Source organism: Microcystis sp. M_QC_C_20170808_M3Col (assembly GCF_007095505.1).
Classification (GTDB): Bacteria; Cyanobacteriota; Cyanobacteriia; order Cyanobacteriales; family Microcystaceae; genus Microcystis.
On the sequence record NZ_SFBY01000454.1, the window covers coordinates 1 to 12,434 of the forward strand.

Genomic DNA, 12,434 nt, shown 5'->3' on the forward strand with positions numbered 1-12,434 from the left:
AAACATTTTGGCCGCAGGACTTGCGGTGTCAGTCTGTAGAGCGACCATAAGACCAGAACAGAGTAAATCTGTTAAGGCAGGTGCGGAACCCCGCAAGGGAAAGAAGCAGAAACCCAAATTGTGAGGTTTGGGAATCACCGTCCGTTTTACGGCGGTGAGGATGTCAAGACTCTCGCATGGCGCGGATTAATTCGGCAGCCACTTCTGGACGGGAGAATTCCGGAGGTGGTAATTCTCCTTTACGCAGCAGTTCCCGGACTTTCGTTCCCGAAAGGTGTATTCTTTCTTCCGGTAAACTGGGGCTAGTTTTAGTGGTTGCCATTCCCGAAGTGCGGGTACAGTAGAAAGCGTGTTCAAACTTCATCGGCACGATTCCCAATTCCCCCGGCTCGAACTCATCAAAGATATACTGAGCATCGTAGGTTCCGTAGTAGTCTCCGACTCCGGCATGGTCACGACCGACGATAAAATGGGTACAACCGTAGTTTTTACGGATAATAGCGTGGAAAATTGCTTCCCGGGGGCCGGCGTAACGCATAGCTGAGGGGTTGATAGCCAGAATAACGCGATCTTGGGGAAAGTATTTATCCATCATGATCTCATAGCAACGCATCCGCACATCGGCCGGCACATCATCGCTTTTGGTAGCGCCGACAAGAGGATGCAAGAATAAACCATCTACCACTTCTAGGGCGCATTTTTGAATGTATTCGTGGGCCCGGTGGATGGGATTACGGGTTTGGAAACCGACAATCGTTTTCCAAGCTTTTTCGTGGAACATTTTCCGCGATTGCAGAGGATCGATCTGATATTTGGGAAACTGAGGATGAGGATCGCGCTGAAGTAACCATATTGGACCTGCGAGGTTAATTTCTCCCTGTTCGTAGAGGACTTTTACCCCGGGATGTTTCTGGTCGTCGGTACGATAGACGTTAACTGCTTCGTGGGCCTTATTGTAACGGTATTTTTGGGTTAGCTCTAGGACTCCGACAAAGTTGCCTGCGCTGTCATCTAAACGAATCCAGTTGCCTTCTTTGAGGGGATCCGCCACTTCTTCGCTAACGGAAAGAGTCACGGGAATTGCCCAGGGTAAACCATTGATTAGACGCATATCATCGACGACTTTTTCGTAGTCGTCCTGTTCCATAAAGCCTTTGAGGGGACTGAAACCACCAATAGCAATCATAACTAAATCCGAGAGCGCTCGTTCATCTAGGGAAACTCGCGGTAGTTTTTCAGCTAGGGCCAGAAATTCTGCTTTTTCGGCAGCGGTAGCAATACGATTAATTAATTGCCCACCGTGGGGCGCGATTCCTTCGGTCAGTACAGTCATAAAAATTTCTTTACATTGTCACGGTTTATCCTATCAGAAGTTGGCTAAAGCTTAATCAAAGGGGCGTGACTGTCGATGCTTTTCTGGGGCGAAAGGCCTACAATAAGATTTGTAAAGAATTATCAATAATTATGAGCGAAAAAGTTGTCCTGATTGTCGGTGCTACGGGGGGTATCGGTGCCACTTTAGCGCGTAAACTAGCTGTTAATGGTCATAAACTCGTATTAGTGGCCAGAAATGCCGATAATTTATCTAATTTAGCTAGTGAGTTGGGTTGTCCCTGTTTAATTGTGCCGACGGATATCACCAATCCGACTCAGGTAGAAACTTTGATGGAAAAAATTGTCTCCCATTACGGCCGGTTGGATGTGTTGGTTAATGCGGCCGGAGCCGGGGTGATGAAACAATACAATAAAATTACGCCGGAAGATTTAGATAAAATGCTCGACCTCAATCTGAAGGGGAGTTTTTATACCTGTCAGGCTGCGGCTAATGTGATGAAGGAAAATAAGTACGGTCATATCTGTAATGTGGTGGGAATTTTAGGTAAGCATTCTATGGCTATGGCTGCCGCTTATTGTGCTTCTAAGTACGGGGTGGTCGGTTTTAGTAAATGTTTGGCCGATGAGTTAAAACGCTATGGTATTAAAATGACTTTATTCTATTTTGGTGGTGTGGATACTCCTTTTTGGGATCAGGTGAGCTTAAAAGTTGATCGCACTAAAATGTTAACCGCTCAAACCGCCGCCGATGCTATCTATTTTGCCATGAATGCTGAACCCCAAGCCGTCCCCATGGAAATTAATATTCAACCCGATAGTCATCTCTTTTTTTAGTCCTCAGGAGTCAGGAGATAGGGTTTTATGGTTTTAGGGTTTTAGGGTGTTGGGGTTTTAGTTGAAATTCCCCCAATACCCCACTACTCCACTTCCCCATTCCTCACTTCATAATTCATAATTCCCACTCCCCACTCCCCCATTCCCCATTCCCCACTCCCCACCTCCTAACACTCAACCACTTTTTTGACTTTATCTATGTTTATTGATCATATTCATTTTTATGTAGAATCGGCCAAAAAATGGCGAGATTGGTTTGTGCGGGTGATGGATTTTCAGACGATCGCAAGTTTAGTTAATCTCCACACGCACACGGAAATAGTTGGCAATGGCATCCAAAAAGATAAAACTAAACAGATTATTTTTATCTTATCTTCTCCCTTAAATTCCCTTAGTCCCGTGGCGGAATTTTTAAGTAAATATCCTGAAGGGGTGGCGGATGTAGCTTTTCAAGTGGAGGATTTAGATAGTTTAGCTAGGAGAATTAAACAGGACATTTTTATTGAGGAAACTGTTTTGGCTAGGGGTAAGATAAAAAGCTGTCAAATCTCTAGCATTGCTAATCTCAAACATACGTTAATTGAAAGACAGGGAATCACGCCAATTTTAGCCGATCCTAATCTAATTGAGTATGATAGTAAGCAACAATATAATCAGGATATTCTGGCAATTGATCATTTAGTTTTAAATGTTTTTCAGGGGAATTTAGAGTTAACAGCCAATTGGTATGAGGAAAATTTAGGCTTTAAAAAAAGGCAAACTTTTATTATTAAAACGGAGCGTTCTGGTCTTTATTCTCAGGTACTTGTTCACCCCGAAACTGAATTAAAATTACCGATTAATGAGCCAGATAGTAACAGTTCTCAAATTCAAGAATTTTTAGATATTAATCAAAAATCTGGCATTCAACACATTGCTTTAAAAACAGCAAATATTTTAAAATTAACTCAACAATTAAAAGAAAGAAAAGTAGATTTTTTGTCAGTTCCCAATAGTTATTATCAACAAATTAACCATCAAAAAAAAGATTTTAATATTGCTGATTGGGAATGGTCAGAAATTAAAAAACAGGAAATTCTCATCGATTTTGAACAAAATAGTCATTCCCTCCCAGAAAAGCCGACTTTACTGCAAATTTTCACTAAACCAATTTTTTCCCAGCCGACTTTCTTTTTTGAATTAATCGAGCGCCGTCATGCCGCTAGAGGTTTTGGAGAAGGCAACTTCCGGGCCTTATTTGAAGCGATCGAACGGGAACAAATAGAGAGAGAAACTTTAGATTAGAGTCAGGAAAGCGATCATTTTTCCCGTCAGACTATGAACGATAACGTAATTCGATCACATCTTTTTTGATCGTGACATCATAGGAACCAAAAAAAGTTTGTCCCAAGAGTCCTAACCCTTCCATTTGGGGAGAAATACCAACAATTTGATTAGATAAAACCACCTCGCCAACTTTAATAGAATTAATGCGACCAAGATAAACCTTAACGACACCGCCAGCGGTATGAACGAGTACTTCCCTTTCCCGTTTGACTTTCATCGCTTTCGCCATGGCATCGGTAAGGACGATGCCACTAGCTCCCGTATCAAAAAGCATTTCATAATAGTGACGGTTATTAAAAACTACCATCACCGTGGGAATGCCGCTAACCCGGCGTTGAATCGGTAGCTGATAAACTTGCGGGGAATTTTTCCTATTTCTAGATGAACCGCCACAGAGACGGCTAAGATCTATGTGTTGTCCATCTCCTCTTTGGAGAAAGCATTCCGATTGAGCGAGAGTCGTAGGGGTGAAGGGAAATAGCAGCAGGGTGCTGGCCAATGCGATCGCAGAAATAGACTTATTCATCAGGAGCAAAAGGTAACTAAATCGAGAAGACAGACTCGGAAAAGAAGGCTTCTAGCTCTAGAATTCCGCAAAAATGCGGGAAAACAACGGGAGTTTAACCCGGAGGCCAGGCCATTGGGCGATCGCCTAAGAGATGGACATGAAGATGATCGACGGTTTGACCTCCCTGTTCCCCATTATTAATCACCACTCGATAACCTTGACTTAATTTAGCTTCGGCGGCCACCTTTTTAACAGTTAGTAACAAATGTCCCAATAGCTCTCGATCGCTGTCGCTGGCTTCCTCTAGTTTCGGAATCGGTTTTTTGGGGATAATGAGGATATGGGTGGGTGCTTGGGGATTAACATCTCGAAAAGCGAGGACCAGATCATCTTCATAGACGATCGAGGCAGGAATTTCTTTACGGATAATTTTGCTAAAAATAGTCTCGCTCATAGACAAATTACTTTTTTTTCAACTATACCATTAAGCTCTCAGCTTTTCTGGCTAGGTTATCCCGATAAATACGGTGATTTTCAGGGTAAATTCCCAGATAAAATCATTTTTATGCGGAAAAATAGCCTAACATCCTGTTTCATTTTCCTAAGAACTCACTTTATTTTTACTTGAGCCAAAATGTTAGCAAGGGTTTGGAGTGCGGCAATTATCGGCATCGATGCCATTAAAATCGGGGTAGAGGTGGATGTATCGGGGGGATTACCCGGAATTGCCGTGGTGGGTTTACCCGATACCGCAGTGCAGGAGTCGAAAGAAAGGGTAAAAGCTTCCCTAAAAAATGCCGGATTTGCCTTTCCCATCCGCAAAATTGTCATCAATTTAAGTCCCGCCGATATCCGCAAAGAGGGGCCGATTTATGATTTACCGATTAGTATCGGCATTTTAGGGGCTTCCGAACAGGTAGAAGCCGGTTTATTGGGGGATTTTCTCTTTTTAGGCGAATTATCCCTCGATGGTAGTTTGCGTCCCGTGGCGGGGGTTTTACCCATTGCTGCCGCCGCCGAAAAAATGGGGATTAAGGGTTTAGTGGTTCCCGCCGATAATGCCAAAGAAGCGGCCGTGGTTAAAGGCTTACAAGTGTATGGGTTTCGTCATCTATCGGAAGTGGTAAATTTCTTAAATGAACCCGATCGCTATTCACCGATGACTTTTAACGCTGCCGAGGAATTTGGGCGATCGCAGGTAAATCTCCCCGATCTCAAGGATGTCAAAGGCCAAGCAATTGGCCGTCGGGCCCTGGAAATTGCCGCAGCTGGAGGTCATAACCTAATTTTTGTCGGGCCGCCGGGCAGCGGTAAAACCATGTTAGCGCGACGTTTACCCGGAATTCTGCCGCAGTTAACCTTTGCCGAATCCCTAGAAGTCTCCCAGATTCATTCCGTCGCCGGATTACTGAAAGATCGAGGTTCCCTGGTGCGCGAGCGTCCTTTTCGCAGTCCCCATCACTCCGCTTCCGGGGCAGCGCTGGTGGGAGGTGGCACTTATCCCCGACCGGGAGAAATCTCCCTTTCCCACCGTGGTATTTTATTTTTGGACGAATTAACGGAATTTAAGCGCAGTGTCTTGGAATATCTCCGGCAACCCCTAGAGGATGGTTATGTGAGCATTTCTCGCACTCGTCTTTCCGTCGCTTTTCCGGCACGTTTTACCCTGGTGGCCAGTACTAATCCCTGTCCCTGTGGTTATTACGGCGATTCGGTGCAACCCTGCAGCTGTTCACCGCGACAACGGGAACAATATTGGGCGAAATTATCGGGACCGCTTTTAGACCGTATTGACCTACAAGTGACGGTAAATCGCCTGAAACCGGAAGAAATGACCCAAGAGAGTCGGGGAGAAGCTTCTGAGCAAGTGCGGCAACGGGTAGAAAGGGCCAGACAAAAGGCCAGCGATCGCTTTCAGAATACCGGGATTCGCTCTAATGCGGAGATGAATTCCGAGCATTTGCGGGGTTTTTGCGCTCTTGATCATAGCAGTCGCCATATTTTAGAAGGAGCAATCCGAAAATTGGGTTTATCGGCCCGAGCAATGGATCGCATTCTCAAAGTTGCCCGCACCATTGCCGATTTAGGAGATAGTGAAATGCTGAAAAGTTCCCACGTTGCCGAAGCAATTCAGTATCGCACTCTCGATCGTTTAAGTTAAGTAGGTAGGTGTTAAAAATTGTCAGAAACTCTCGGCTAACATTTGGCATTACTTCCGATTTTATCACTCAATCCAAGCCTTTGGGGGGTTCTACCCCCCAAACCCCCCGTTGGGGTCGTGGCGCCGCCCCCAAACCCCCCGCGCATTAGTTTTTCGGTGGGATGCTTACAGGCAGCTGCTGACACATTTGTCATCATTTAAGAGTCCCTGATAATTGCTGATTGTGGGTATTTCTGCAAATGTGAGATGCACCGGGCAGAATCTATCTTCAATTGAATTATAACTACTTACTTAAAGAGCATTTTTTCTGGTCGGGGCGAATTGCCTTCGCCCTCTTTTTAGTAAACTTACTGGTGGGGATTTGAGCGATTAATCGGGGGATTCTAAGCGTTTTTGCCATTCTCGATCGATTTTATCGGAGCGCTCGATCTCTTGTTCGAGATAGTCTTGATCGGTAGAATAACTAATATCAGCATCTGTAATCACTTTTTGGTCAGCGAATTGACGAGAGTAGGCAAGTTTTTGCTCTAATTCAGGATTACTTTGTGCTAATAAATCTGCTCTTTTTTCTCGCTGTTGATTGCGTTGATTAACCCGCTCATTTCTCCACTGCAAAAAGAAATAACGACCGAGGGGAATCCCCAAAAAAGCAGCGGCATAACTGAGGAGAAAACCGTAGATCCCTGTGACTATCGACCCCAGAGAACCGCTCAAATCGACACTATCACTGTTGAGCAAAAATCCTAAAACTAAAGCGAGGATAAAGTTAACCCCCCCTAAACCTAAAGCTAAGATAATTTGACCACTATCCGCTTCGCTAAACTTCCAACGTTTTTCCCTTAGATAGGGGGAAACTGCTTGTACTTTTCTCTCTTTGGTTGTCACCTGTAGATCGGGAAAATAATAGATAATATCGCCTCGATCGGACACTTGCGGCAAGCCATTAAAGCGAGTTAAAACTGGGAGTATATAGTCTTCTGTCTCCTCATGACTAGCGGTAATACTATCGAGATAGGGAGCAATTTGTGGAGCAATAATCGAGCCACGATTACTTTGAATTACTTGACCGATAGTTTGCCAGCGTCTCTCCTCTAAATTAAAATTAGGATCGCCATCGCCAAAAAGAAAAGAAAAAACTGACTCCAGAAAATTCATCTTACTAGCGGGTTTTTCTGCCTTAACTTCCCTATCTCTTTTTTCGTAGTAGTTATTACCAAAATCGGGATAAAAAATCCAGAAAAAGTCAGTGAGAAAGAAGTTAATATTAATTTTGCTATCTCCAGAATTATTATCCGAGTCACTATCTTTGAACATTAAGCCTATCAGGATCGCCAGAATAGCCAGCAAGAGGATTAAAATCGAAATAATTAAAACAATGCCAAAGGAAATGCGAATAACATAAAAAACTACTTGCCAGATTTTACTACCGAAAGCTTTTAACTTTAATTGCCAATATTTATTCAGAAGAATTGAGCGAAAATTTTCGGGAAAAAGATAAATAATCTCCCCCGTATCTGCTACCTGTAAATGTCCCCCCGCTTCCGCAGCTAAAGCTAATAATCCCTGTTGTGCAGCGTTAATCTCTAAACCCGATTTTGCCGCCACATCACCCACCGTAACCCGATAGCCTAATTTTTCGATCGATTGTAATAGAGACTCTTGGGGATTCATAGAAAATACTGTTCCTGTCGATTATCCTATTTTCTAGTTTAGTTTTGATTTTGTCTTTTTGGCCGCGCTATCTTGATTGACAGGTGCGGCATTTTGGACTCGATCGAGAAAATATCGTTATAATTGGTGCAATAGTCGCAAAAAGCAGGGCTAAACTGTATAAATAGTTACTTTATAAGCAATTATCAGAGGTGAACATGAATGCGTCGGAACAGGCAAAAGGATTAGAATTAACGGCGAAGATCGCCACACTCGTCAACCTGTTTAAGCAACAATTCCCCGATGCAAAGGCAGATCTGAAACCTTGGCGCAATGATCCCCACACAAGGGAGTTAACGGATCCTGACTCGATCGATATCGCTTTCCATTTTCCCGGTTGGAGTCCCAGAATTCAAGGGCGCAGTATTCTGGTACAAATTCGTTTTCATCTCGATAGCGAGGATCAGCATCAGCGTTTGATTGGCTTAGAAATGCAGGCTTTTAACCATCAAGGAACCGCTTGGCGACTATCTACGGTGGAAAATTGGCAATTAGTCGGCAATTATCAACCCTCTCCCAAAGTGGCTGATAAGTTAAAATATTTCAGCCGGCAGGTGTTTGAAGTTTTTAAAAATGAGCATCGATAAGGCTCTTTCGGCACTCTCGGCAAAAGATCGTTATTCGATCGAGATTAAATCGTTCATAATGTAAAGCTATAGGACTAAATTAATTCTTGAAAGTGCTTGGCTTTAGCGGAAATTTTTAACATTTTTTCTGGTTGATCATGAATCTCACTTTTTTGAGAAAATTTAGGGCTGCTGGTGGTTGTTTTAGAAATACTGATATTTTTAATACTAACAAAGGGATATTGATAGTCCCGAAGAAAATCGGGTTGATTCCAAAATAAGCGTCCGATTTCACGACAATAAGAGACAAAGCATTTGGCTCCTTTTAATTGTTTAATTATCGATGAATTATCATCTCTGCTTTTCTTCATTTCCAAACAAAGGATAACTTTTTCAGAAGTGGTATTAGCGATAATGGCTCTTCTCGACTTTGTGTGATAATTTTTGCTTATGTAATCCTGAAGTGCTTATTTGGCAAGACTTTTAGGACTATTTTGCGGATATTCTATCAGTATAGACCTCGTTTCCACACGCACGCTTACACTCACCTTTACTACCAGTAAAAATTCTGCGGACATCAAAAAACTCATCTAGCTTGATCACAATAACCTCATCGGGTTTCGGCATTCCATTAACCACAAACGAATAGTTATCTTGAGTTTCTGTCAGTTTCAGTAAATAGCTATCTCGTTTGTATTCTTTTTGATATTCCAAATCTACTATCGCACAATCCTTAATCATTTCTTTGAGCATAGCAATATCAGACATTACTCCTCACCCCAAATAATAGCCGCTTGAATACGATTCATATTTTCGATAGTAGTATCAAAACTGCGCGCTTCGATACCCATTTCTGGATCAATTTTAGCGGGAGTTAAAGTGTTAAATTTGGTCTTTCTTTTTTTTCCTTTTAACATCTCTAAAGCTTGTTCAGCAATATAGACTTTAACTTGATCGGCCGATAATAATTCCTCTTGTCTATAGCCTTCTTCTGCGGCAATTTGTTTCAGGTGTGGTTGATCATGGTTGAGCATAATTAATGTGTTGATTTCTTTGATAATATAATCACTGTGAGTAGTGATAAAAACTTTAATACCAATGTTGATCAGTCGAGCGAAAAGTTTAGCGATACGGCGTTGATTTTCTGGATGGAGATGTAATTCAGGTTCATCTACCATTAACAAATCTCCGATGCGAGCTTCGTGTCTTAAATAAAAGCCAATGTCTAAAAGAGAACGTACAGCACTAGAACTTTCATCCATCGATAGTCTAAGTTTTTTTCCTTTAGGAATGTAATAAAGTTCATCATTGTTAGTAATCATATATTGACCACCAATAATATCGGCAAAATCTTCTAAAATACTGGGATAATTTTCGGCGATAAAGCTAGTTTTTTTGACAATTGTTTCTATTTGTCTAGTAAAATCTACATTTTCTTTGACCGGGAGCGCATAATCCTGAGAAACATTAAATAACAGTTCTCTAGGATTAAAATTGCTATTTTTGCTAATTTCTTCCAGTAAACGATTACGAGCAAAATTTAACTCTTTGCGAAAAATTGCCGTTCCTGTCCTTTCTGCACTGGCAATAAATGGCCTGGGAAAAAACTGAGAGAAAATTATATCTTTGATACTGTCGTAAATGATATCCTCAAGAAAATGCACTGGCAGATTTATTTTTTCTGTTTCTGTTAATAATGTAATGGATAAATAAGGCTCATCTTCAGGTTTGCTAATCGAGATAATTTCCAATGTTGCTGTACTAATTTTCCTTTCATACTTCTTTTTAAATTGAATATTGTCAAAATTTAATTCTATCTGAAAATCAACATTTTTAAACCTCTCCTCGTTGGCCGCAAAAACTTCAGGTATTTGTCGAACATATCTTTGACAACCTGTAGTAAGAATACTTTCACACTGTTGAACATACTCCTGTAGATCGAGACTAATTACACCATCAGAAAGTAGTTGATCAATTTTTTCTTTGAGTCCAAATTTTGGCAACATTAATAGTCTTCGCCAAGTATATAAAAAACCAAATAAAGCATAGGTAGCATAAGTTTTACCTGTATTATTACTACCACAGATAATTGTCAGGTCGCCTAGACTGAATTCTGCCTGTTTTAAAATGCCAAGATTTTTAATTTTAACTTTCATATTTGTCTTAAGTTTAATATTCACGATTATAGATAATTGTGGATCATCTGATCAAGTCCCAAACTATACATTCAATTTTGGTTATCAAGGTTGCTTACAAAAATTATAACCTTTCTAAGGCTTTTCTCTCTTTTTCAGTCACTTCTCGCCATTGACCGGGTTGTAATCCTGTTAAGCATAATTTATTGTTTTTGTCAATAGTAATGGCTGTTCTAATTAATCTTAAAGTGGGATAACCAACAGCTGCCGTCATCCTTCTTACCTGACGATTTCTCCCCTCAGTTAAGGTAATTTCTAACCAAGCGGTGGGGACAGATTTTCGATAACGAATCGGTGGCTCTCTGGGGGGTAAATCTGGTTCAAAATCTAGTAGATTAACTATTGCCGGTCGAGTGCGATAATCCTGAATAGGAAGACCTTGACGCAATTTTTCTAAAGCGTTTAGGTCAGGAATTCTTTCGACTTGTACCCAATAGGTACGCGGATGAGCAAATTGACGATGACCCAAACGATGCTGTAATTGACCGTTATCTGTGAGTAATAATAATCCCTCGCTGTCCCTATCTAAACGACCGACAGAATAGATATTGGGGATGGGAATATAATCTTTTAGAGTCGAGCGCCCATTTTCATCAGTAAACTGACATAATACCTCGTAGGGTTTATAAAAAAGGATATATTTATTCAAAGTAAAAAGTAGTCAGGAGATAGGAGTCAGGAGATAGGAGTCAGGATTACAGTAAACAGTGAAAAGAAAGCTCGGAACTTGCCACTTAATACTGTTCACCGAAAACTAAAATCTGATTACTGATTACTGATAACTGATCACTGATTTAATCCCTTTGATGGGAGAATTGATAAGCACCGATGATCGAGAGAAGAATAGCGACGATTAATAAAATGGGGATAGCGAACCAAGGAAATTGATTGATATCGTAGGCTGCGGCTCTTAATCCCAGACTAGCATAGGTGAGGGGCAAGGAATAAACAATAATTTTTAATGGCCAGGGTAAGGTTTGTGGATCGAAAAAAGTTGCTCCTAAAAAAGACATCGGCACGATTATAAAGTTATTATACAGACCGACACTTTCGAAGGATGTAACTCGCAATCCGACAATTGCCCCTAAACTGGCAAAGACGGCACAATTTAAGATTAAAACTAATAAAAAGAGGGGATTGAGAAAACTGGCAAATTTTCCTGTAAACAAGATAGCAACGAGAATCACTGCTGCAGAAGTCATGACACCCCGCAAAATTCCCGCGAAAACTTTGCCTAAAAATAATGAGAGGGGATGGACGGGAAGTAATAATAATTCCTCGAAGGTTTTACTAAATAAGCGATCGCCACAGATGGAAAAGGTGGTTCCCCCGAAACTGATCGCCATTGAGGACAGGGCCACCATTCCGGGTAAAATAAATTCTAGATAAGAATCGCCGATCGAGGGTTTCATCGAGCGATCGAGGGCGCTTCCCAACCCCAACCCGAAACCGATAATATAGATTAGGGGAGAAACTAAACCTGTGGCGGCGATCTGAAGGACTCTCGCCCGTAAATCTAGCCATTCTCCCCAAAATACGGTTAAAGTGTCTGTTAATATCGTCTGAGCTTGAGCTAGTTTCACTGGTATTTTGGTTAATTAGTAAATATACTTTTAATAATAATTAATATTTGTCCCCTTTTTCAAGAGTGGCTCATCCCAGTTTAGTAAAATGTAGTAAAATGTAGTGGACTGTTTCAGCTAAAATAGGGCAATAGCTCGAACAAGCAGAGGACATTTTAATGGGAAGAGGTCGGCGAGATAAAGTCAATCTAACAGGGGAACAAAGAGAAAACCTCG

The 12,434-nt window shown here is 41.5% G+C and carries 13 protein-coding genes; 4 read left to right on the top strand and 9 right to left on the bottom strand.

The features are described from left to right. Positions 1-163 precede the first annotated feature (163 nt). On the bottom strand, positions 164-1,333 hold the full coding sequence (gene sat / locus EWV84_RS20815; RefSeq protein WP_287079802.1) for a sulfate adenylyltransferase: 1,170 nt from the start codon (positions 1,331-1,333) through the stop codon (positions 164-166). 131 nt (positions 1,334-1,464) lie between these two features. Here sat and EWV84_RS20820 point away from each other — a divergent pair, with 131 nt between their 5' ends. Together EWV84_RS20820 and hppD are read left to right on the top strand one after the other, a co-directional pair. Continuing rightward, positions 1,465-2,169 carry an SDR family oxidoreductase gene (locus tag EWV84_RS20820; protein ID WP_287079803.1) on the top strand — a complete coding sequence of 235 codons (705 nt, stop codon included), beginning with the start codon at positions 1,465-1,467 and terminating at the stop codon, positions 2,167-2,169. 198 nt (positions 2,170-2,367) lie between these two features. Continuing rightward, positions 2,368-3,453, top strand: coding sequence for a 4-hydroxyphenylpyruvate dioxygenase (gene hppD, locus EWV84_RS20825; RefSeq protein ID WP_287079804.1), 1,086 nt, complete (start codon positions 2,368-2,370; stop codon positions 3,451-3,453). A gap of 31 nt (positions 3,454-3,484) precedes the next feature. Here the strand turns inward: hppD and EWV84_RS20830 are convergent, their stop codons facing one another. Continuing rightward, positions 3,485-4,021 carry a retropepsin-like aspartic protease family protein gene (locus tag EWV84_RS20830; RefSeq protein ID WP_287079805.1) on the bottom strand — a complete coding sequence of 179 codons (537 nt, stop codon included), beginning with the start codon at positions 4,019-4,021 and terminating at the stop codon, positions 3,485-3,487. A 94-nt stretch (positions 4,022-4,115) separates the two neighbouring features. Continuing rightward, positions 4,116-4,457 carry a histidine triad nucleotide-binding protein gene (locus EWV84_RS20835; RefSeq protein ID WP_287079806.1) on the bottom strand — a complete coding sequence of 114 codons (342 nt, stop codon included), beginning with the start codon at positions 4,455-4,457 and terminating at the stop codon, positions 4,116-4,118. 180 nt (positions 4,458-4,637) lie between these two features. Between EWV84_RS20835 and EWV84_RS20840 the strand changes: the two genes are divergently transcribed. After that, positions 4,638-6,164, top strand: coding sequence for a YifB family Mg chelatase-like AAA ATPase (locus EWV84_RS20840; protein WP_286825302.1), 1,527 nt, complete (start codon positions 4,638-4,640; stop codon positions 6,162-6,164). Between the two features lie 369 nt (positions 6,165-6,533). Here EWV84_RS20840 and EWV84_RS20845 read toward each other — a convergent pair whose 3' ends face one another. Next, a complete protein-coding gene (locus EWV84_RS20845; RefSeq protein WP_287079808.1) occupies positions 6,534-7,835 on the bottom strand; it encodes a hypothetical protein in 1,302 nt (433 codons plus the stop codon). A gap of 197 nt (positions 7,836-8,032) precedes the next feature. On the opposite strand from EWV84_RS20845, the gene EWV84_RS20850 reads away from it, so the two are divergent. Further along, a complete protein-coding gene (locus tag EWV84_RS20850; RefSeq protein WP_002743840.1) occupies positions 8,033-8,461 on the top strand; it encodes a Tery_1686 family protein in 429 nt (142 codons plus the stop codon). A 74-nt stretch (positions 8,462-8,535) separates the two neighbouring features. Here the strand turns inward: EWV84_RS20850 and EWV84_RS20855 are convergent, their stop codons facing one another. The 5 genes from EWV84_RS20855 to EWV84_RS20875 form a co-directional block, all read right to left on the bottom strand. Continuing rightward, the gene (locus EWV84_RS20855; protein ID WP_287079809.1) at positions 8,536-8,811 is read right to left on the bottom strand and encodes a hypothetical protein; all 276 of its coding nucleotides are present in this window, start codon (positions 8,809-8,811) and stop codon (positions 8,536-8,538) included. 118 nt (positions 8,812-8,929) lie between these two features. Beyond that, positions 8,930-9,208, bottom strand: a complete 279-nt coding sequence (locus tag EWV84_RS20860; RefSeq protein WP_287079811.1) for a hypothetical protein — start codon at positions 9,206-9,208, stop codon at positions 8,930-8,932. Then, positions 9,208-10,596, bottom strand: a complete 1,389-nt coding sequence (locus EWV84_RS20865) for an AAA family ATPase (RefSeq protein ID WP_287079812.1) — start codon at positions 10,594-10,596, stop codon at positions 9,208-9,210. Before EWV84_RS20865 ends, EWV84_RS20860 begins: the two co-directional genes overlap by 1 nt. A gap of 103 nt (positions 10,597-10,699) precedes the next feature. Further along, entirely contained in the window at positions 10,700-11,284 is a 585-nt protein-coding gene (locus EWV84_RS20870) for a pseudouridine synthase (protein WP_286825306.1), read from the bottom strand. 145 nt (positions 11,285-11,429) lie between these two features. After that, on the bottom strand, positions 11,430-12,218 hold the full coding sequence (locus EWV84_RS20875; RefSeq protein ID WP_287079813.1) for an ABC transporter permease: 789 nt from the start codon (positions 12,216-12,218) through the stop codon (positions 11,430-11,432). Between the last annotated feature and the right edge of the window lie 216 nt (positions 12,219-12,434).